A 19534-nucleotide genomic window follows, 5' to 3' on the forward strand; every position below is an offset into this window, starting at 1 on the left:
ATGTCTTGTTACCTAGTCTCGTCTTTTATGGTGCCAGATCCCATGGCTATAGCGATGCAGCCTCGCGGCTGGATAAGGGATGCTCTGTGGGCACATCAGTCTCACAAGCAGAAACAAACGCCTGTGAGCCGCTATGTGGCGGAAATTACTCAACATAAAGACGACGAGTAGAGGTAAACAAGTAAGCTCAGTTTGGATGTGTCTTACGCCGTTTGCAGCACAGCAATACTGAGGGTCTACTCGATGAGTTACGCAAAAATGTAAGGTAATGTTTAAAAGGTAACCAAAAACACTCTTTGCAGCAGTGAACTATAGCAGCGCAGCGTTTTGACGGCAATCAGCTTTGTCGTAAAGCACAAGAAAAGATGAGAGATAAAAAAAGATAAAAACGGACAAAAAGTCCCAGTAAGGTTATCAATGAGCCCCTTTTTCGTTCCTTTTAACGAAGAAATGTATGTAACAGAAATTGTTTAAAAGGTGACACCAGTCAAAGCCATTTAGTGTGGTGTTATTTTAATATCAGAGATCAAGTCGGTTTGACGGATAAGATTTTTGGCCCCAATTTACAGGAGTCACTACTTTGCAGGAGTCAGCACCAAGTCAAAAGTGTTCACGATGAGTAAATCCGAGTTGATGGCAAATAATTGCAAACTCATTTTGTTTTAGTGATAAAATGTCGCAATGAGCGAAATTAGAACTAAAGTTCAGTTTATCGAGATTGATGACGATATGGCTGGGCAGCGCATTGATAATTTTCTGCGTAATCAACTGAAAAGCCTACCTAAAAGTGCAGTTTATAGGATTGTACGCAAAGGTGAGGTTCGTGTTAACAAGAAACGTATTAAAGCCGAGTATAAGCTACAAGCTGGCGATACGATTCGTATTCCACCTGTTACTTTAGAAGAATCGGCACAACAGCCAGAAATTAGTACCAAACTCAATAAAGTGGCCAACCTTGAACATCATATTTTATTCGAGGACGATCACCTCTTAGTGCTGAATAAACCTTCGGGTATAGCGGTACATGGTGGAAGTGGACTGAAATTTGGTGCCATTGAAGCTTTGAGAGCTCTTCGGCCAGAAGCTCGCTTCTTGGAGCTAGTGCACCGCATAGACAGAGATACGTCGGGAATTCTGTTGATCGCTAAAAAGCGCTCCGCTTTGCGTTTTTTGCAGGCGCAATTTCGCAATAAAACGGTGAAGAAGTTTTACTTTGCTTTAGTGATGGGAAAGTGGAAGCGCAGTTGCAAAGCTGTCAACGCCCCCCTCAAGAAAAACGAAGTAAACAGTATCGTGCGTGTGAATGCAGATGGGAAGCCATCGGAAACCCGTTTTAAAATTATGGAAGCGTTTAACGATGCGACTTTGGTGCAAGCAAGCCCGATAACAGGCCGAACCCACCAAATCCGCGTTCACTGCCAATACACAGGCCATCCTATTGCATGGGATGACCGTTATGGCGATGCGCGCTTTGATGCCTTTACTGGTAAGTTAGGACTAAAAAGGTTGTTCCTGCACGCAGCAAATATTCGATTTGTCCATCCAGCTAACGAGGAATGGCAGGAAATTAATGCGCCAATGGATCCGCAACTTGAGCGAGCACTGCAATTGCTGAGGTCCGAACAAAAAACCTAGTTTGCAAAAGCCTAGTTTGCAAAAAGTCTAGTTTGCAACGTAAGCTTACCATCAAACTCTACCTTCAACACGACCCTAGAGCACCTCAACACCGTGCTTATGCAGTAAATCAACCAGCCTTATTAATGGCAAACCGATTAAGCTGTTAGGGTCGCTGCTTTCTATCCTATCAAATAGCGCAATTCCTAAACCTTCACACTTGAAGCTGCCTGCGCAGTAAAGTGGTTGTTCTTTGTCGATGTAATTTTCTATCGCAGAGCGAGACAAGGTTCTAAAGTGCACCACGACGGTGTCGATGATCACATCGCTTTGCTTTGAATCCGAGTTGTATACCGCGAGGCCAGTATAAAAGGTGATCGCCTTGCCGCTTTGTTGTTGTAACTGGCGAATGGCATTCTCGCGCGTGAGTGGCTTACCGACAATGTTACCGTCAATCACACATACTTGGTCACTGCCAATGACTAGGCTAGGCCGTGATAGGGGACAGGATGCCGCTTTCTCTAATGCCAGCCTCTCGACTAGCTGATCTGGTGTCTCATTCTCCATTGGGGTTTCATCGCAGTTAGGTGAGGCGACGGTAAAGGGAATCTCCAGCTTGGCGAGCAATTGTTGGCGGAAAGGAGAAGTAGAAGCTAATACAATGGAGTAAGGATTCATAACGTTCAATATTTTATAAGCGAATATACTATGATAATGGACAGGATTTAATCAAGGCAACGCTTTCTGTCTAAACGAAAAAAACTTCAAGTTTTTTACCTTTTCCTTTGACTAAATGTACTGAGGCGGATAACATTCGCGCCCTATGCAAAAGTTAAAAATACCGCGAACGGTTGATCCCGCTAAAGCTGCTCAAAAAAGATTGGATTATGAAGGTATAATTCAGGCTAGTCTTTTTAAGCGCTTACAGGTTTCAGTCGAAGGCGTAAAACGCGACGCTAAAGTGTCAATATCATTTGGGTTGGATGAGCAACGGCTCGCTGTTATCTCTGGTAAAGCTAACATCGAAGTCGAATTGGAATGCCAACGCTGTAATAAGGTTTTCGCACATCAGTGTGAAGTCTCATTCACTTACACCCCCAACTATGGGGAGAAAAGTGAACTAGAAGCACCGGAAGAGTACGATTTGGTAGATCCGAACGAGTACGGTGAAATCGACCTTATTGAGTTGGTTGAAGATGAGTTCATCTTGAATTTACCCCAAGTGGCAATGCATGATGTAGCGGATTGTAGCGTTGATTCAGACAATATGGTGTTTGGCGAACTTCCTGAAGAAATTGAGGAAAAGAAACCGAATCCATTCGATGTTTTAAAAAACTTGAAGAAGTAATTCTTTAAGTAATCAACTCAGGAGTAGGGTCCATGGCCGTACAAAAAAACCGTAAGACTCGTTCTAAGCGTGGCATGCGTCGTTCACACGATGCTCTAACTACAGCAGCTTTGTCTGTAGACGCGACTTCAGGTGAAACTCACCTACGCCACAACGTAACTGCAGAAGGTTACTACCGTGGCAACAAGGTTATCAACAAGTAAGGCTGATAATCTTTGCAAGATATAACCGTTGCACTTGATGCAATGGGCGGGGATTTCGGTCCTCGCGTTACAGTGCCTGCCGTTGTGCAGGCATTGTTGCATTTCCCAGAGCTAACAGTGATACTCGTTGGCGATCAATCGCAGATCGCATCCCAGCTGTCCAATATTGGTTACGGCTCGCCTGCGTATTTGCAATCCCAATTTGGTTCCCGCCTCGTTATCAAACACAGCGACAGCTGTATCTCGAATTCTTTGAAACCTTCATTAGCGCTAAGACAAAGTGCCGGAAGTTCCATGGGAATAGCAATTGATTGTGTTGCGAACGGTGAGGCTGGCGCAGTCGTGAGCGGTGGTAATACCGGCGCTTTGATGGCTTTGTCTCGTTATCACTTGAAGTCTTTGCCTGGGATAGTACGTCCAGCACTGGTTTCTGCTATTCCAACTAGCGAGGGAAACCATACTTGGATGCTGGATCTTGGTGCCAATGTCCAATGTGACGAGCAAGCGCTATTTCAGTTTGCAGTCATGGGCAGCGCACTGGCTGAGCAACACTTACAACGCCCAGCACGAGTCGCGTTACTTAATATCGGCGAAGAAGATATTAAGGGCAATGATGCGATTAAAGGGTGTGCTCAGTTGTTGTCGAACAGCCAATATGTGAACTATGTTGGCTATATAGAGGGCAACAAAATATTCGCAGGCACAGCAGATGTGATAGTGTGTGATGGGTTCACAGGCAATACCTGTTTGAAAGTTTGCGAGGGAACAGCCCAGTTTTTTATAGATAAGCTGACAAAGTTTATGATGTCCTCATCTATAAAGGGTTGGATCATAAGAAAACTATTCCCAAGTTTACTTATGGGATTAAAATCACTGAACCCCGACCAGTATAATGGTGCAAGTTTGTTAGGATTGCGCGGAATTGTCATAAAAAGTCATGGAAGCGCAGACGTATCTGCCGTCGTTAATGCGATAGAAGAAGCAGTACACGAGGTCAAACGACAAGTACCCAGCCGCATCAGCGATCGTTTGGAAGCAGTTTTACTCGAGAGGCATTAATTAGTCTTCATGTTTAGCAAAATATTAGGTACTGGCAGCTACTTGCCATCTCAGGTGCGTTCTAACGCAGACTTAGAGAAAATGGTAGAGACAAGTGATGAGTGGATTGTGGCTCGCACAGGTATTAAAGAACGTCGAATCTCTGCAGACAACGAAACGGTCGCCGATATGGCGTACCATGCCGCGCGTAATGCAATTGAAATGGCGGGCATTGATAAACAAGATATTGACTTGATTATCGTTGCGACGACCAGCGGCAGTCATGCCTTTCCGTCGTCAGCCTGTCAGGTTCAAGGCAAGTTGGGCATTAAAGGTTGCCCAGCCTTTGATATCGCCGCAGCATGTACTGGTTTCGTTTACGGCTTATCTGTAGCCGATCAGCACATTAAATCCGGCATGTGTAAAAACGTGCTAGTGATTGGCGCAGATGCTTTGTCTAAAACTTGTGATCCAAACGATCGCTCGACAATCATCTTGTTTGGCGATGCAGCTGGTGCCGTCGTTGTCGGCGCCAGTGAAGAGCCGGGCATTCTATCAAGCCATATATACTCTGACGGTCGCTACGGTGAACTATTAAGTTTGCCGATGGCAGAAAGAGGTGGTAACCCAGACAAATGGTTACATATGGTGGGTAAAGAGGTGTTTAAAGTTGCCGTCACTCAATTGTCTAAGTTGGTGAAAGATACGCTTGCTGCAAATAATATGGAAAAATCTGAGCTAGATTGGCTGGTACCACACCAAGCTAACCTACGGATTATTGCCGCAACCGCGAAAAAGCTTGCCATGCCAATGGATCAGGTGGTGATTACCCTTGATCGTCATGGCAATACTTCGGCGGCAACCGTACCAACGGCGCTTGATGAAGCCGTACGTGACGGGCGAATTAAACGAGGCCAAACGTTGCTATTAGAAGCGTTTGGTGGTGGTTTCACGTGGGGCTCCGTACTCGTTAAATTTTAATTATTACAGTTGAGAGCGATAGGCTGCCGATTAGGCCGCCTTTTTCTCTTTTCTTAAGGAACTGATAATGAGCAAGTTTTCTATTGTATTTCCAGGTCAAGGCTCTCAAGCCGTAGGCATGTTGAAAGAGCTTGGCGAGCAATATGATGTTGTTAAACAAACATTTGCTGAAGCGTCTGAAGCATTAGGCTATGATCTTTGGGCATTAGTTCAAGAAGGGCCAGCAGAAAAGCTAAACGAAACTTTCCGCACTCAACCAGCGCTATTGACCTCTTCAGTAGCAATCTGGCGTGTATGGCAAGAGCAAGGCCTAGAGCAGCCTGCAAACCTAGCGGGCCACAGCTTGGGTGAATATTCAGCCTTGGTTTGCTCTGGCGTGATTGACTTCAAAGCAGCAATTAAGTTGGTTGAGCTACGTGGTCAGCTAATGCAAGAAGCCGTTCCTGTGGGTACTGGTGCGATGTACGCAATTATTGGTCTTGCGGATGACGCAATTGCCAAAGCATGCGAAGAAGCCGCTCAAGGTGAAGTTGTCTCTCCGGTGAACTTTAACTCTCCGGGGCAAGTTGTTATCGCAGGCTCAAAAGCGGCGGTTGAACGCGCGGGCGCTTTATGTAAAGAAGCGGGCGCTAAACGTGCTTTACCATTACCAGTTTCAGTGCCTTCACACTGTGCTTTGATGCAGCCAGCTGCTGATAAGTTGGCATTGGCATTAGAAAACATTAAGTTTAACGCACCGAACATTGCCGTGATTAACAATGTCGATGTGGTAGCGGAAACCGATCCAGCTAAAATCAAAAGTGCTTTAGTGCGTCAGTTGCATAGCCCCGTGCGTTGGACGGAAAGTGTTCAACTAATGCACGAGCAAGGCGTAGAAAAACTACTAGAGTTTGGCCCAGGTAAAGTATTGACTGGACTAACGAAACGTATTGTTAAAACCCTTAGCGCTGCTGTTGTCAACGATGTTGCATCGCTTGACGCTGCAAAGTCTTAAGTCGCTGAGAATATAGGAACGAATAGATGATGAATCTTGAAGGCAAAATTGCCCTAGTAACAGGTGCGAGCCGTGGTATCGGCCGTGCAATCGCTGAACTTCTCGTAGAACGTGGCGCAACCGTTATTGGTACGGCGACTAGCGAAAATGGCGCAGCCGCAATCAGTGAATACCTTGGTGATAAAGGCCGTGGTCTTGCATTGAATGTAACTGATGTGGAGTCTATTGAGTCTGCATTAAAGACAATCAATAGCGATTTCGGCGCTTTGGATATCCTAGTGAACAACGCTGGTATCACTCGCGACAACCTACTAATGCGTATGAAAGACGATGAGTGGACAGACATCATGGACACTAATCTGACGTCTATCTTCCGCCTATCTAAAGCAGTGCTACGTGGCATGATGAAAAAGCGTAATGGCCGCATTATCAATGTGGGTTCTGTGGTTGGTACCATGGGTAACGCAGGTCAAGCTAACTACGCAGCGGCGAAAGCGGGTGTGATTGGTTTCACCAAATCGATGGCTCGTGAGGTTGCTTCACGTGGTGTGACGGTTAACACCGTAGCACCAGGTTTCATCGAAACCGACATGACTAAAGCACTGACTGACGAGCAAAAAGCGGCGACTTTATCGCAAGTCCCAGCTGGCCGTTTAGGTGATCCACGTGAAATTGCTTCAGCCGTCGCATTTTTGGCGTCCCCTGAAGCAGCTTACATCACAGGTGAAACTTTACATGTTAACGGCGGCATGTATATGGTTTAATAGGTCGGGTTTGACCGGTTGGATGAGAAATTAAAATAAACTTATCCAATAAAATATTAGACTTTTGGCTAATTCACGCAATAATTGTGCATGGTTTCGGTGAAAATATAGCAATTTTCGGTTAAAATCGCGACATTCGTGGTTTGACCAGCAAGGACCCCCTTGCAACTTTCAATAGTTTGAATAAACTACGGGACCATCGCATTAGGCGACATCTGTAAAGGAAAAGAAAAATGAGCAAGATCGAAGAACGCGTAAGAAAAATCATTGTTGAACAACTAGGTGTAGACGAAGCAGAAGTTAAGAACGAAGCTTCTTTCGTTGATGATCTAGGTGCTGATTCTCTAGATACTGTAGAACTAGTTATGGCTCTAGAAGAAGAGTTCGACACTGAGATTCCAGATGAAGAAGCTGAAAAGATCACTACTGTTCAAGCTGCTATCGATTACGTAAACAGCGCTCAGTAATGCCTCTCCCAGGCGGCTTTCTAGCCGCCTGTGTTTTCTAAATCTTTTTAATCACCTTCTTCATAGAACCAACCTATTAATTCCGGAGAATAATATCGTGTCCAAGCGTCGTGTTGTTGTTACTGGCATGGGAATGTTGTCACCGGTCGGCAACACTGTAGAATCCTCTTGGAAAGCCCTGCTTGAAGGTCAAAGTGGTATCGTTAATATCGAACACTTTGATACATCTAATTTCACAACTCGTTTTGCAGGTCTTGTTAAAGACTTTAACTGCGAAGAGTATATGTCAAAGAAAGACGCCCGTAAGATGGACTTGTTCATCCAGTACGGCGTTGCAGCAGGCATCCAAGCAATTAAGCATTCAGGCATTGAAATCACTGAAGAGAACGCTCCACGAATGGGTGTGGCTATTGGCTCTGGTATCGGTGGTATTGACCTAATTGAAAAAGGCCATCAAGCTTTAGTTGAAAAGGGACCACGTAAGGTTAGTCCTTTCTTTGTTCCATCAACGATTGTCAACATGGTTGCAGGTCACTTGTCTATCATGTGTGGATTACGCGGTCCGAATATCGCAATTTCAACGGCGTGTACGACGGGTCTGCATAACATTGGTCACGCTGCGCGTATGATCGCTTATGGCGACGCCGACGCAATGCTCGCCGGTGGTTCTGAGAAAGCATCCACTCCGCTTGGTATTGCTGGTTTTGGTGCTGCTAAAGCCCTGTCTACTCGTAACGATGAACCGCAGAAAGCCTCTCGTCCATGGGATAAAGGCCGTGATGGTTTTGTTCTTGGTGATGGTGCTGGTATGGTCGTTCTTGAAGAATATGAACATGCAAAAGCTCGTGGCGCGAAGATCTATTGTGAGCTTGTTGGTTTCGGCATGTCTGGTGATGCTCACCACATGACGTCACCAAGCGAAGATGGCTCTGGTGGTGCTCTAGCGATGGAAGCGGCGATGCGTGATGCAGGCATAACGGGTGAGAAAATCGGTTATGTGAATGCCCACGGTACTTCAACTCCAGCAGGAGACGTTGCTGAGGTTAAGGGCATCAAGCGTGCACTCGGTGAAGAAGGCTCAAAGCAAGTCTTAGTTTCTTCAACTAAATCTATGATTGGTCACCTATTGGGTGCGGCTGGTTCGGTAGAAGCTATTATCACGATTATGTCGCTGATGGATCAAGTAGTGCCGCCAACGATTAACCTAGACGATCCAGAAGAAGATTTAGGGGTTGACCTAGTTCCTCACGTTAAGCGTGAAGTGAACATGGAGTACGCAGCCTGTAACTCATTTGGTTTCGGTGGTACGAACGGCTGTTTGATCTTTAAAAAGATTTAAAAAGCATAGCGCTATCTCATGAGCGTATATTGAACGGCTTGGTGCTTTTTGCATTGAGCCGTTTTTTTATTAGGAGGATAATATGTATTGGGTCGATGGTAAGTTAACCGATACCATTGCAGTGGCGGATCGATCTTTTCAATATGGCGATGGCTGCTTTACCACAATGCTTACTCGATACGGTCATATACAACACTGGGCGTTGCATCGAGAGCGCATGGAACAGGCGTTAGTCACATTAGGTCTGCCTAAGCCAGATTGGAGCCAAGTACAGTCTTGGTTAACATCGGCGTGCGATACTAGCCCACAAGCTGGGTTGAAGCTGCACGTTAGCGCAGGTGTCGGAGGAAGAGGTTATGGCCGCCCAGAATGCGTTACACCTAAGGTGACGATCAGTCGTTTCGCTTACCCTAAACATTATACGCAATGGATGGATACCGGGGTGTGCCTTGGACTTTGTGAGCAAAAGCTTGGCTTAAATCCTATGCTCGCAGGTCACAAACATAATAACCGCTTGGAGCAGGTGTTGCTTAAAGCAGAAATGGAAAAGACCGATTATTCCGATGGATTGGTACTGGATCTCAACCATAACGTGGTAGAAACGACAGCCGCCAATTTATTTTGGGTTAAGGGCACGACACTTTATACCCCAGATCTTAACTTGTCCGGTGTTGCTGGCGTGATGAGACGTGTTGTGCTCGAGCAGGCCAGTCAGCAAGGGTTACGTATGGAAATCGGCGCATTTCCGCTATCGGCTGTAGAAAGCGCCGATGAGATTTTCATGACCAATTCATTATTGCAACTGGCCCCTGTCATACAAATTCAAGATCATCATTTTTCTATCGGGCCGATCACCCGACTTCTTCAGGAGAATATCACGTCGTGATAAAGAAAATTGCTATTACCTTATTGGCTTTGGTTGTGATTTCGAGTGGTTCGTTTTGGTATGCGGACTATCAAGTTGACCAATATCTGCACCAGTCGTTGCAAATTCAATCGCCACAAATTGTCACGGTAGACAATGGCACCACGCTGCGAGGGATCTTACAGGATTTAACCAGCCGCACATGGCTAGATAAGAGCAGTTTTGCTCGATTGGTTGGGCGCTTTCACCCTGAACTCACTCGCATTAAAGCGGGCACGTATGATTTTATGCCCAATACGCCTTTAGTTACGATTCTGCAGCAAATAGTGTCGGGTAAGGAACACCAGTTCTCTATCACTTTTGTTGAAGGTAGTCGCTTTAGCGAATGGCGGCACGAGTTAGCTCAAGCACCTTTTATTACCCATACTCTAAGTGGTTTGTCACAAGCTGAAATTGCTAGCAAGTTAGGAATTGAACGCCATCAGCTGGAAGGGTTATTTTTGCCCGAAACCTACCATTACACGGCTGGAACGACGGATTTAGAAATTCTTCGCCGAGCACATCGGAAGTTATTTGGCCAACTTGACAGCTTGTGGGACAAAAGGCAGACGAAACTGCCACTGAGGACGCCATATAGCGCGCTTATCTTGGCGTCTATTATTGAAAAAGAGACTTCGATTGAATCTGAACGTATCACCATCGCCTCTGTGTTCGTTAATCGTTTGAACAAACACATGCGGTTACAAACCGATCCAACGGTCATTTATGGGATGGGTAAACGCTATCATGGTCAGATCACCAAAAAAGATCTTCGTACTCCCACGCCATATAATACCTATGTGATCTACGGCTTGCCACCAACGCCGATTGCGATGCCAGGAATGGCCTCGATTAAGGCTGCACTGCACCCAGGGCATAGCCCATATTACTATTTTGTAGCCAGTGGTACTGGCGGACACGTATTCTCTAAAACGTTAAAAAATCACAATATTGCCGTTAGGGCCTACTTAAGAAGATTGAGAAGTAATTGATGAGTGAAGCCAAATTTATTGTTATCGAGGGGCTAGAAGGCGCAGGTAAGAGCACTGCGTTAAGCACCTTAGTTCAAGTGTTGACTGAGCGAGGTGTTGGCGAAATCGAAACAACTCGTGAGCCTGGTGGAACGCCATTGGCCGAAAAAATGCGCAGTCTCGTCAAGGAAGAGCATGCTGGAGAAGAGTTGCAGGATATGACAGAGTTACTTCTCATGTATGCTGCACGCGTTCAGTTAGTGGAGACGGTTATTAAGCCATCGCTTGAGCGTGGCGTGTGGGTTGTGGGAGATCGTCATGACATGTCATCACAGGCATATCAGGGGGGAGGTCGACAGATCTCAACGGAGATCATGACCTCACTACGTGATACGACCTTGGCAGGTTTTACCCCAGACCTTACCTTGTATTTAGATATCGACCCTAAAATTGGCCTAGAGCGTGCGCGTGGGCGAGGGGAGTTGGATAGAATTGAGAAAATGGATTTGTCTTTCTTTCAACGCACCCGAGCACGCTATTTGCAGTTGGCGCATGCCGATGACAATGTGGTTATCATCAATGCGAGCCAACCCATTGACCAAGTGGCTCAGGATATTCGGCAACAATTACAACATTGGTTAGATGAGCAAGGCCGATGAGCAACTTGTACCCTTGGCTGGTAGACACATGGCAACACTGGCAAGCGAGTCTTCGCAACGATCGGTTTGCGAATGTGACGCTGCTATCTGCTCAAGAGGGCTTAGGCGCTGAAGAGTTGGTTAAGGAGCTTTCAAGCGCTTTAATGTGTATCAACTATGATGATCAGGCTTGTGGCTTCTGCCATAGCTGTGACTTGATGGCTTCAGGTAATCACCCCGACTTCCATGTTATTGCGCCTGAAAAGCAAGGGAAGTCGATTACTGTCGATAAGATCCGTCGTTGTAACCAACTCGCTCAAGAGTCTTCTCAGTTGTCGCGCCGCCGACTTATTGTGATTGAGTCCGCGCAACAAATGAATGAATCTGCATCCAATGCCTTGTTAAAAACGCTCGAGAGTGCCTCACCCGATTGTTTCTTTCTTTTGGCCGCTAATGAAGTAAACAAAATACTGCCGACAATTTTAAGCCGGTCTCAGCAGTGGCGAATCAGTACGCCTTTGCCGAGTGAGTCGGCCGCTTGGTTACTTGAGCAAGCAGAAAAAAGCTGTCCTTTATATGCGATGCATATCAATGGTGGTGCGCCTTTGAAGGCTTTACAGTTTGTTCAGCAAGGAGGAGTGGCAGAGTATCAGCAGGTTGAACACGGATTTTTAGCATATATTAATAGCCAAGGGATGTGGCAAGCTTTGGCGAAGCAACTCGCAGCTCAAGAGATGTCTTTAACTTGGTTATGGTACTTACTCAGTGATGCACAGAAGGTGCATTTTGGTCTGAATGAAACACACTTCACACCGAGTTGTCAGGCCTTATCTGGCAGTGTTAGTTATGACGCTCTCTATGCCATGACCAAATCGCTGGGGGCTCTTATGCAGGAGCTTAGCAGCCATGCTGGCTTAAATAGCGAATTATTAATTGCCGATTGGCTCATTAAGTGTAAAGAGGAAACATGTTCGTAGATTCACATTGCCACCTAGATAAACTTGATTACGATGACGTACATACTGGTCTAGAAGACGCGGTTAATAAAGCGAAACAAGCGAATGTCACTGAATTTTTGTCAGTAGGGGTAACGCTTGATTCGTTTCCCAATATGATTGAAATGATTACGCCTTTTGATGAAATCCACGCTTCTTGTGGTGTGCACCCTTTAGATGTGGAAAGTGACTTTGCGTTAGATACGTTGCACGAATATGCTCGTCACCCCAAAGTGGTGGCGATTGGCGAAACGGGGCTAGATTATCACTATCAACCAGAAACTGCTGACCTGCAAAAGCTACGCTTCCAGCAGCAAGTTGAGCTGGCCGTAGAATTAAATAAGCCCCTGATTATTCACACTCGAAATGCTCGCCAAGACACCCTAAAGATCTTGAGTGACCATGGAGCGGAGCAGTGTGGCGGTGTGATTCACTGTTTTACGGAAGACCTCCCCTTTGCCCAAGCGGCGATGGATCTCGGGTTCTATATTTCCATTTCAGGTATTGTGACTTTCCGACAAGCACAAGAGCTCAAAGATGTGGTCAAAGCGCTACCTCTAGAGCGTTTGCTGATAGAAACGGATTCACCATATCTTGCCCCTGTCCCACATCGTGGCAAGCAGAACCAACCTGCCTATGTTGTCGAAGTTGCCGCATATATTGCACAGCTTAAAGGCTTGTCGCTGAAAGAAGTGGCAGAAACCACCACAGAAAACTTCAAGAATCTTTTTTTACGACGAGAAATATCGTAACGGTAAAGGTGACTGTTTTAGTGTTTTAGTCTGTGATGTAGATCGCAGTTTTGTCTCCTTTAATCTATTCTTAGTTAAAATGTTGCTGTTTGTAGCCTTAATTTACCGAAATGTAATTTCGTTACATAAAATAACTACACTGTTTATTTTATTTGGAGGGTGAAATTAATGATGATGCTTATTTATCCGTTAATAAACAGGGTATTAACAAAATTCTGTTCTATTTTTGATCAGTTGTCGATTGTGATCTTCCTTTAGTTTTGGAACTAATTTTCGTAACTCGCTAGAAAGTTAGATTAACGTCAAGATATATTTAGCGCCGCGAAATATAATGCAACAGCGATTTGCATCGCATCGGATACTAGTTATAAGGCTGCGGGGGTGTGCCTATAGTGTCCATAAAATTCTAATAATTTATCAGGAGCAGAAACATGAAAGGTTTTTTTAGTAAGCTGTCGCAAGCAATCATGCTGCCGATAGCTTTGCTACCCGCCGCCGGTATCATGCTAGGTATTGGTGGTAGTTTTACCAACCCAACGATGGTGAACGCTTATAACTTCACCGCCCTCCAAGATGGCACCGTTTTAAACAGCTTTCTTCAAGTAATGACGGCCGCTGGTGGTATCGTATTCGCGAACCTGCCAGTGATGTTTGCACTTGCTATTGCAATTGGTTTTGCTAAAGCAGAAAAAGGCGCTGCAGCCCTTGCTGCTCTTATTGCATTCCTAGTGATGAACGTGGCAATCGCTAAGACGTTAGTTGTTGGTGGCATGATTGATGCGGACACTAACACCGTTTTGTTGATGGGGCATCACTACTCAGGGATCCTTACTGACATGCTAGGTATTCACAATACACTGAGTATGGGTGTATTCGGGGGGCTTATTGCTGGTGCGATTACGGTTGTGCTACACAATAAATATCGTGAAGCTAAGTTGCCAGATTACCTAGGTTTCTTCGGCGGTGCTCGTTATGTTCCGATCATTGCTGCATTTGCTGCCCTTTTCTATGGTATTGCGTTAACGTTTATCTGGCCATTCTTTGGTGCCGCATTTGGTGCTATTGGTAATGCGCTAGGTGAATTGACAGCTTCAGGCTACGGCTTCATTGCCTCGTTCATCTTCGGTATTATTGAGCGTGCCTTGATTCCTGTTGGTCTGCACCACGTGTTCTATCTTCCTCTATGGCAGACTTCTATTGGTGGTTCTGCTGAAATCGCAGGTCACGTCGTGAACGGTACGCAGAATATTTTCTTTGCCTCTCTTGCTTCTGGTGATTTCTCGCACTTCTCATCAACAAACTTCATGACAGGTAAATTCCCGTTCATGATGTTCGGCCTTCCAGCCGCTGCATACGCTATGTATACCCTTGCAGATGATGAAAACAAGAAAGCGGCGGGTGGTCTTCTATTCTCTGTTGCACTAACTGCGTTTTTAACGGGTATCACAGAACCGATTGAGTTTACTTTCTTATTCTTGGCTCCAGCACTGTACTACTTCATCCACGTGCCACTAGCAGGTTTGTCCTTCATGTTGATGGACTTGCTGCACGTGAAAGTAGGTATGACATTTAGTGGTGGCTTCATTGACTTTACTCTATTTGGTATGCTGCCGGGTCTGACGGGAACGCATAACAACTGGTACTTTATCCCTATTGTTGGCATCGCATATGCGTTTATTTACTTCTTCGTGTTCCGCTGGTACATCCTTAAGTTTGATATTAAGACACCAGGCCGTAAAGGCAGTGCAGTGGCTGTAGTCTCAAAACAAGATTACCGTAACGCGAAAGCTGGGGGTTCTGAAGGCGGCAGCGAAATGGCTGATGCAATGATCGCGGCGCTAGGCGGCAAAGATAACCTAATCGATGTAGATGCTTGTATTACTCGCCTACGCATCACGGTTAAAGATGGCAGCTTGGTGAAAGATAACGATTTTTGGACGAAAGAATTAGGTGCTAAAGGCTTGGTAAAAGTCGGAGACACTGGTATTCAAGCCATTTATGGCGCACAAGCGGCGACGTATAAATCGCAAATTAATGCTCGCTTAGGTAAATAATGCGCTTTTCACTGAAGTACAAAAGGCTTGGTGCTTTTATTATCGACCTGTCCATCGTGCAAATGTTTGCTCAGATAGTCAGCGATATCTTCCTAGGTAGCTTTAGCTACCTAGGTAAAGAGCTTGGCTTGAAGCTATCAGTCAATGATGCCATGGCACTTCCAGTTATTCTGACATTTTATATTTCTATATTGTTAATTTTTATCGGAATATACGTAGGGTACCACTGGGTGTGCTTCCGCTATGTAGGTAACTCTTTATCGCGTTACTTTTTGGGGCTGAGAGTGGTTACTTTAGACGGAAACTTGCCGACAAAGCGTATATACCTCAAGAGAGAATTTGAAAAGGCAGTACTGACGATTGCGACGATTGGAGCTTATCCTGTATATAGTGCGGCTCAGTATTTTGCTCATTCAAAAGCTCCGTGGCATGACAACAGGAATGAAACGAAGGTGGTCGGTCTTTGACCTTCACTTTTGACGGAATGTTCTGAATATTGCCTATAAGGCCTGCGTCTATCGCAGGCCTTTTTGTATGTCCACAGAGGAGGAAATCATGCGAGTTTTATCCCGGCCTCCCGCTCCCCACTTTCTTTCTATTGAACCTTTTTAAGACCAGAGTTAAAGCGGTTCAATATTTCTTTCGCATTGGTGTTTTGTTTAGACACGATTAAATAGAGATCGTGTTGCGAAATATGGTGCTTATCGTAGTAGGGAATTTGTGAAGAATCTTTGTCAGGCAACGTCTTAAGCAGTGCTCAACACACATCAACGTTGCAAGGAAACGCATAAATCCTGTTCGCGAATAATTTTTTTACGTTTTTGAACTCGATTTACTTGGTCTCAATTGTCGATCTTTCTTTTAAATTCTTTGTCATGTTTTTTAAAGAGCAGGTGATCTTTTCGATTTCACCCTGTTCCATGCCACAAGTCATCAATCGCGCGATTTTTTGTTCACTTGGGGCGACTCTCTCGAGCGCTTTATGCCCTTGATCAGTGAGGCGTAAAAAGTGGCTCCTTTTATCGGCAGGGTTTGGTTCTTTTATAATCAGTTGCTCGGCAAGTAGATCTTTAGTTACCCGAGTGATTTGAGCTTTGTCTCGGTTTAGCAGGACAGCAATCTCTTGCGGGGTGCATTCAGGGTACTTGCCAATAATTTTTAGAGTGACCGTATGTGTGAGCGCCAAGTCAATGTTTTGCTTCTTTACTTCTTGATTCAATTCGCTTTTTATTGAGTGTATCAGCTCGAATAGAGAGCTTAGTAAGATTATATCGTTCATTTCTTCCTCAAAATATAGTTGACAGTGTCAATTATATTGATAGATTAATAGTTGATCTAGTCAACTATATTGTTGCTTGAGAAAACGATAATTGCAACCGAGAAAATGAGGTTTCTATGAGTAAGATAACAACGCCGCCTAAATCGAATATTCTGAGACTTTGGAAGTGTTTATGGAAACAGGGAAGTCTCACTCAAATATGTCCTAGTTCGCCAAATCTACAAGGGAAACTGGCAGTGGTAACGGGCGGCAACAATGGTATTGGATTAGAAACCTGTGTTGGGCTTGCTGAACGTGGGGCGGAAATATTGATATTGGCACGTGACCGCAATAAGACTGTGAGTGCGCTCGATGATATTGAATGTCGCACGGGCGTTCGCCCTTATTTTATTCCCCTCGATTTGTCTGACTTAAGCAGTGTCAAATTGGCAATCGAGGCTCTCGTAGCTAAGCTTGCAGGCCGCCCTATTGATATATTGGTTGCGAATGCGGGTGTTGCGACCTCTGAATACTCTCAATCACGGCAAGGCTATGAATTGTCTTTCGCAGTCAATGTGTTAGGCCATCACGTGTTGATTAAAGGGTTATATGACCAAGGGTTATTGGGTCATCAATCAAGAGTTATCATGTTAGCGGGAGATATCTACTTTTTTGCGAAAGAATGCTTACCTAATTCAACCGAGAAAGGCTTATATCCGCGTAGTAAATTGGGAAACTTGTGGTGGGTGAAAGAGTTTTCTAGGCGCTATCCTGAAATAGAAACCTATGCAGTGCATCCAGGAGTCGTAGATTCTGGGCTCGGAGGAGAAAACGAAAGTCGATTAGGGAAGTTGAGAAGGCGGTTATTGCTAATCTCTCCTCGATTGGGTGCACAAACGTCATTGATGTGTGCCACTCAAAATAACCTAAGAAATGGTGGTTATTATCACAATACGATGGGTTATATGAACTTACCAGTATGTGACATTGCAATGAATGAAGTGAAATCTGCTCAATTGTGGCAAAACTTAGAGGCGATTCGCCAGAAGTTCAATTAGGGTTTAGACACTTGGCTCCAACCACGGTTAAAACTTTCTAAGATTTGTTGTGCGTTGGGGTTTGTTTTAGAAACAATTAAATACAGTTTGTGTTGCGATAGGTAGTTCTGATCGTTGAAAGTCAGTTGCGCGGCTTGTTCCGTAGGCATTGTTTTGATAAGCCCCATACAGACATCGACATTACAAGGAAACGCGTCGATACGGCCGAGCAAAAGCTTTTTCAAGTTGGCCATTTCCGAGAGTACAGGGTTAAAGGTAAAATCATGCTGCGTAGCTAGTGCACCTAGTTTTTCTGAGCGAGAATACCCCAACATGCCACCAATCGTTTTGCCTTTTAAATCGTTATAGTCTTGCCATGTGAAGTTAACGGATTTCAGGTGGAAGAAAGCTACGCGTGACTCCAAAATGGGATCGCTGAAATAAAATGCCTTTTCACTTTGGGCTACTTTCGACCACGGAAAAGACACATCTACCGTATTGGCTTTCACTAATAGTTTGGCTCGTTTCCATGGATACCATTGTACGTCTAACTGAGTATCCTCTAGCGCGAAAGCTTGATTGATTTTATCTAACAGTGGCCCACCGTTGTTCATTTTTTGTGAGAGGTGAGGCGGCCAGTCACCTGTTGAGGCTTTTACGGTGTGAGGCTCCCCATATGCTGGAGTACTGATTGCTAAACAAGTCAATAGAACAGGGAAAAGTTTCATACTACTACTGAGCTCAAAAAGTGCAGATAGGACAAAGTATAGAATACTACCGAAAATATGAATGAACAAAGGAGGCGAGATGGTAGGCCCAAACCCAAACGACCAGGAACCAATGAAAGGCTTTCCACAAGTCGGCTTTCTGAAAAACTATGTGACGTCCCCGAATATCATTGTTGGTGATTACACTTATTATGACGATCCTGACGGGCCGAGTAACTTTGAGAACAATGTGTTATATCACTTTCCATTTATCGGCGATAAGTTAAGAATTGGGAGGTTTTGCGCGATTGCGAAGGGTGTGACTTTCATTATGAACGGCGCAAATCATAAGACATCGGGATTTTCGAGTTATCCGTTTTATATTTTTGGTAACGGCTGGGAGTCCGTAATACCTGACGAAGGTGAGCTGCCTTATAAAGGTGACACGGTTATCGGGAACGATGTGTGGCTTGGATATGAAACAACGATTATGCCTGGGGTTACAGTTGGTCATGGGGCGATTGTCGCGAGTAAATCCGTGGTCACTGGTGATGTTCCGGCGTATAGCGTCGTCGGTGGTAATCCGGCGAAAGTGATTCGGTATCGATTCGAGCCAGATGTAATTGAGCAGCTTTCAGCAATTCGTTGGTGGGATTGGTCTGCAGAAAAGATCAGTCGAAACTTGCAGGCAATTGTTAATCGTGATCTTGACGAGTTATGCGCCGCAAATGCTGAACCTGAAATAATATAAAAGTCCAAAGGGAAGAATTAAGGGTAAAGGTCTTAATAGCTTTTTGCCCGTCTAATGCTATTGGGGTAAGCTCGAATAGATGAATGACTAGGTATGAGAGCATACAGATGCAAGACAGCACACTTTATGAATCAAACAAACGAGGCTTTTGGTTAAGTGCTTATTTGATTGTTGGTTTTACCAGCAGTTTAATCGGTACTTTGGTGATGACTATTTACGCCCAAGATATTGTTCAGTTTTGGTCTGAATTGGCTTTAACCCCTTCAATTGAAGTTACGGATATCTACATTTTAAGTGCGGCAAGCTTTATTAGCCTGATTTTTACCGTTGGTGTGTGGTTGTGGCGAAAATGGGCCGTGTATGGGATGTTCTTAACCATGTTTATTAGCGCGGTGTATAACCTGTATCAAGGTCAATCGTGGGGAATGACAATAATAAGTTTAGTTTTCGGTACATATGTGACTTACTTAGTTGTGGTAAAAAATCGTTGGCATTGTTTTCATTAATGGCTTTCACTTAACGTTTGCTCTGAATTTAAATGATGGAAACTCGCGGTAGGGCAACGATCCGACCGCGTAGTTTCCTAATCGAAGACTTTTATTTTAGGGCTATGATTTCAGGACTCTGATTTTTTCATTGCCCTTCGGATGCAGTACGCGGCTCCACCCCAAGTAATACCAAGCCCCAATAGCATCATAATTACAGCACTGGTCGTCATA

The 19534-nt window shown here is 44.8% G+C and carries 24 protein-coding genes; 20 read left to right on the forward strand and 4 right to left on the reverse strand.

Features of this window, described 5'->3' with window-relative positions; genetic code table 11:
• Window positions 1-42: 42 nt before the first annotated feature.
• The gene (locus L4C34_RS11450; protein ID WP_428789468.1) at window positions 43-171 is read left to right on the forward strand and encodes a hypothetical protein; all 129 of its coding nucleotides are present in this window, start codon (window positions 43-45) and stop codon (window positions 169-171) included.
• A 510-nt stretch (window positions 172-681) separates the two neighbouring features.
• Complete coding sequence (gene rluC / locus L4C34_RS11455; protein ID WP_428789469.1) at window positions 682-1635, forward strand: 23S rRNA pseudouridine(955/2504/2580) synthase RluC; 954 nt, start codon at window positions 682-684, stop codon at window positions 1633-1635.
• A 75-nt stretch (window positions 1636-1710) separates the two neighbouring features.
• On the opposite strand, the gene L4C34_RS11460 is transcribed toward rluC, so the two are convergent.
• A complete protein-coding gene (locus L4C34_RS11460) occupies window positions 1711-2292 on the reverse strand; it encodes a Maf family protein (protein WP_428789470.1) in 582 nt (193 codons plus the stop codon).
• A gap of 145 nt (window positions 2293-2437) precedes the next feature.
• On the opposite strand from L4C34_RS11460, the gene yceD reads away from it, so the two are divergent.
• From yceD to L4C34_RS11535, 15 genes are all read left to right on the forward strand, one after another.
• Window positions 2438-2962 carry a 23S rRNA accumulation protein YceD gene (yceD, locus tag L4C34_RS11465; RefSeq protein ID WP_428789471.1) on the forward strand — a complete coding sequence of 175 codons (525 nt, stop codon included), beginning with the start codon at window positions 2438-2440 and terminating at the stop codon, window positions 2960-2962.
• Window positions 2963-2994: 32 nt separating this feature from the next.
• Window positions 2995-3165, forward strand: coding sequence for a 50S ribosomal protein L32 (gene rpmF, locus L4C34_RS11470; RefSeq protein ID WP_021707869.1), 171 nt, complete (start codon window positions 2995-2997; stop codon window positions 3163-3165).
• 12 nt (window positions 3166-3177) lie between these two features.
• Complete coding sequence (gene plsX, locus L4C34_RS11475) at window positions 3178-4224, forward strand: phosphate acyltransferase PlsX (RefSeq protein WP_428789472.1); 1047 nt, start codon at window positions 3178-3180, stop codon at window positions 4222-4224.
• Between the two features lie 9 nt (window positions 4225-4233).
• The gene (locus L4C34_RS11480; RefSeq protein ID WP_428789473.1) at window positions 4234-5184 is read left to right on the forward strand and encodes a beta-ketoacyl-ACP synthase III; all 951 of its coding nucleotides are present in this window, start codon (window positions 4234-4236) and stop codon (window positions 5182-5184) included.
• Between the two features lie 67 nt (window positions 5185-5251).
• Window positions 5252-6178 carry an ACP S-malonyltransferase gene (fabD, locus tag L4C34_RS11485; protein ID WP_428789474.1) on the forward strand — a complete coding sequence of 309 codons (927 nt, stop codon included), beginning with the start codon at window positions 5252-5254 and terminating at the stop codon, window positions 6176-6178.
• 29 nt (window positions 6179-6207) lie between these two features.
• Window positions 6208-6942: a 3-oxoacyl-ACP reductase FabG gene (fabG, locus tag L4C34_RS11490; protein ID WP_428789515.1), complete on the forward strand. Its 735-nt coding sequence runs from the start codon at window positions 6208-6210 to the stop codon at window positions 6940-6942.
• Between the two features lie 233 nt (window positions 6943-7175).
• Entirely contained in the window at window positions 7176-7409 is a 234-nt protein-coding gene (gene acpP / locus L4C34_RS11495; RefSeq protein WP_428789475.1) for an acyl carrier protein, read from the forward strand.
• A gap of 97 nt (window positions 7410-7506) precedes the next feature.
• Complete coding sequence (gene fabF, locus L4C34_RS11500) at window positions 7507-8748, forward strand: beta-ketoacyl-ACP synthase II (protein ID WP_428789476.1); 1242 nt, start codon at window positions 7507-7509, stop codon at window positions 8746-8748.
• Window positions 8749-8830: 82 nt separating this feature from the next.
• On the forward strand, window positions 8831-9634 hold the full coding sequence (pabC, locus tag L4C34_RS11505; RefSeq protein WP_428789477.1) for an aminodeoxychorismate lyase: 804 nt from the start codon (window positions 8831-8833) through the stop codon (window positions 9632-9634).
• Window positions 9631-10644, forward strand: coding sequence for an endolytic transglycosylase MltG (mltG, locus tag L4C34_RS11510; RefSeq protein ID WP_428789478.1), 1014 nt, complete (start codon window positions 9631-9633; stop codon window positions 10642-10644). Before pabC ends, mltG begins: the two co-directional genes overlap by 4 nt.
• Window positions 10644-11282: a dTMP kinase gene (gene tmk / locus L4C34_RS11515; protein WP_428789479.1), complete on the forward strand. Its 639-nt coding sequence runs from the start codon at window positions 10644-10646 to the stop codon at window positions 11280-11282. Before mltG ends, tmk begins: the two co-directional genes overlap by 1 nt.
• The gene (locus L4C34_RS11520) at window positions 11279-12238 is read left to right on the forward strand and encodes a DNA polymerase III subunit delta' C-terminal domain-containing protein (RefSeq protein WP_428789480.1); all 960 of its coding nucleotides are present in this window, start codon (window positions 11279-11281) and stop codon (window positions 12236-12238) included. Before tmk ends, L4C34_RS11520 begins: the two co-directional genes overlap by 4 nt.
• Entirely contained in the window at window positions 12229-13008 is a 780-nt protein-coding gene (locus L4C34_RS11525; RefSeq protein WP_428789481.1) for a TatD family hydrolase, read from the forward strand. The genes L4C34_RS11520 and L4C34_RS11525 overlap by 10 nt, the downstream gene beginning before the upstream one ends.
• Window positions 13009-13439: 431 nt before the next feature.
• On the forward strand, window positions 13440-15062 hold the full coding sequence (locus tag L4C34_RS11530; RefSeq protein WP_428789482.1) for a PTS transporter subunit EIIC: 1623 nt from the start codon (window positions 13440-13442) through the stop codon (window positions 15060-15062).
• A complete protein-coding gene (locus L4C34_RS11535; protein ID WP_428789483.1) occupies window positions 15062-15529 on the forward strand; it encodes an RDD family protein in 468 nt (155 codons plus the stop codon). The genes L4C34_RS11530 and L4C34_RS11535 overlap by 1 nt, the downstream gene beginning before the upstream one ends.
• Before the next feature lie 365 nt (window positions 15530-15894).
• On the opposite strand, the gene L4C34_RS11540 is transcribed toward L4C34_RS11535, so the two are convergent.
• Entirely contained in the window at window positions 15895-16341 is a 447-nt protein-coding gene (locus L4C34_RS11540) for a MarR family winged helix-turn-helix transcriptional regulator (RefSeq protein WP_428789484.1), read from the reverse strand.
• Window positions 16342-16457: 116 nt separating this feature from the next.
• Between L4C34_RS11540 and L4C34_RS11545 the strand changes: the two genes are divergently transcribed.
• Window positions 16458-17378 carry an SDR family NAD(P)-dependent oxidoreductase gene (locus L4C34_RS11545; RefSeq protein ID WP_428789485.1) on the forward strand — a complete coding sequence of 307 codons (921 nt, stop codon included), beginning with the start codon at window positions 16458-16460 and terminating at the stop codon, window positions 17376-17378.
• Here the strand turns inward: L4C34_RS11545 and L4C34_RS11550 are convergent.
• The gene (locus L4C34_RS11550) at window positions 17375-18085 is read right to left on the reverse strand and encodes a substrate-binding periplasmic protein (protein ID WP_428789486.1); all 711 of its coding nucleotides are present in this window, start codon (window positions 18083-18085) and stop codon (window positions 17375-17377) included. The genes L4C34_RS11545 and L4C34_RS11550 overlap by 4 nt on opposite strands.
• 79 nt (window positions 18086-18164) lie before the next feature.
• Between L4C34_RS11550 and L4C34_RS11555 the strand changes: the two genes are divergently transcribed.
• The gene (locus L4C34_RS11555) at window positions 18165-18815 is read left to right on the forward strand and encodes a Vat family streptogramin A O-acetyltransferase (RefSeq protein ID WP_428789487.1); all 651 of its coding nucleotides are present in this window, start codon (window positions 18165-18167) and stop codon (window positions 18813-18815) included.
• Window positions 18816-18922: 107 nt separating this feature from the next.
• A complete protein-coding gene (locus tag L4C34_RS11560; protein WP_428789488.1) occupies window positions 18923-19321 on the forward strand; it encodes a hypothetical protein in 399 nt (132 codons plus the stop codon).
• A 110-nt stretch (window positions 19322-19431) separates the two neighbouring features.
• On the opposite strand, the gene L4C34_RS11565 is transcribed toward L4C34_RS11560, so the two are convergent.
• Window positions 19432-19533, reverse strand: a complete 102-nt coding sequence (locus L4C34_RS11565) for a MetS family NSS transporter small subunit (protein WP_428789489.1) — start codon at window positions 19531-19533, stop codon at window positions 19432-19434.
• Between the last annotated feature and the right edge of the window lies 1 nt (window position 19534).

The sequence above is a fragment of the Vibrio profundum genome, assembly GCF_050337555.1.
GTDB classification, from domain to species: domain Bacteria; phylum Pseudomonadota; class Gammaproteobacteria; order Enterobacterales; family Vibrionaceae; genus Vibrio; species Vibrio profundum.

Coding starts and splice junctions, on each gene's coding strand:
- tmk (WP_428789479.1), top strand. CDS start 10,644: ATGAGTGAAGCCAAATTTATTGTTATCGAGGGGCTAGAAGGCGCAGGT.
- L4C34_RS11460 (WP_428789470.1), bottom strand. CDS start 2,292: ATGAATCCTTACTCCATTGTATTAGCTTCTACTTCTCCTTTCCGCCAA.
- fabG (WP_428789515.1), top strand. CDS start 6,208: ATGAATCTTGAAGGCAAAATTGCCCTAGTAACAGGTGCGAGCCGTGGT.
- L4C34_RS11545 (WP_428789485.1), top strand. CDS start 16,458: ATGAGTAAGATAACAACGCCGCCTAAATCGAATATTCTGAGACTTTGG.
- L4C34_RS11525 (WP_428789481.1), top strand. CDS start 12,229: ATGTTCGTAGATTCACATTGCCACCTAGATAAACTTGATTACGATGAC.
- L4C34_RS11480 (WP_428789473.1), top strand. CDS start 4,234: ATGTTTAGCAAAATATTAGGTACTGGCAGCTACTTGCCATCTCAGGTG.
- L4C34_RS11535 (WP_428789483.1), top strand. CDS start 15,062: ATGCGCTTTTCACTGAAGTACAAAAGGCTTGGTGCTTTTATTATCGAC.
- pabC (WP_428789477.1), top strand. CDS start 8,831: ATGTATTGGGTCGATGGTAAGTTAACCGATACCATTGCAGTGGCGGAT.
- L4C34_RS11550 (WP_428789486.1), bottom strand. CDS start 18,085: ATGAAACTTTTCCCTGTTCTATTGACTTGTTTAGCAATCAGTACTCCA.
- L4C34_RS11540 (WP_428789484.1), bottom strand. CDS start 16,341: ATGAACGATATAATCTTACTAAGCTCTCTATTCGAGCTGATACACTCA.
- acpP (WP_428789475.1), top strand. CDS start 7,176: ATGAGCAAGATCGAAGAACGCGTAAGAAAAATCATTGTTGAACAACTA.
- yceD (WP_428789471.1), top strand. CDS start 2,438: ATGCAAAAGTTAAAAATACCGCGAACGGTTGATCCCGCTAAAGCTGCT.
- L4C34_RS11565 (WP_428789489.1), bottom strand. CDS start 19,533: ATGACGACCAGTGCTGTAATTATGATGCTATTGGGGCTTGGTATTACT.
- L4C34_RS11560 (WP_428789488.1), top strand. CDS start 18,923: ATGCAAGACAGCACACTTTATGAATCAAACAAACGAGGCTTTTGGTTA.
- L4C34_RS11520 (WP_428789480.1), top strand. CDS start 11,279: ATGAGCAACTTGTACCCTTGGCTGGTAGACACATGGCAACACTGGCAA.
- L4C34_RS11530 (WP_428789482.1), top strand. CDS start 13,440: ATGAAAGGTTTTTTTAGTAAGCTGTCGCAAGCAATCATGCTGCCGATA.
- rpmF (WP_021707869.1), top strand. CDS start 2,995: ATGGCCGTACAAAAAAACCGTAAGACTCGTTCTAAGCGTGGCATGCGT.
- L4C34_RS11450 (WP_428789468.1), top strand. CDS start 43: ATGGCTATAGCGATGCAGCCTCGCGGCTGGATAAGGGATGCTCTGTGG.
- rluC (WP_428789469.1), top strand. CDS start 682: ATGAGCGAAATTAGAACTAAAGTTCAGTTTATCGAGATTGATGACGAT.
- fabD (WP_428789474.1), top strand. CDS start 5,252: ATGAGCAAGTTTTCTATTGTATTTCCAGGTCAAGGCTCTCAAGCCGTA.
- L4C34_RS11555 (WP_428789487.1), top strand. CDS start 18,165: ATGGTAGGCCCAAACCCAAACGACCAGGAACCAATGAAAGGCTTTCCA.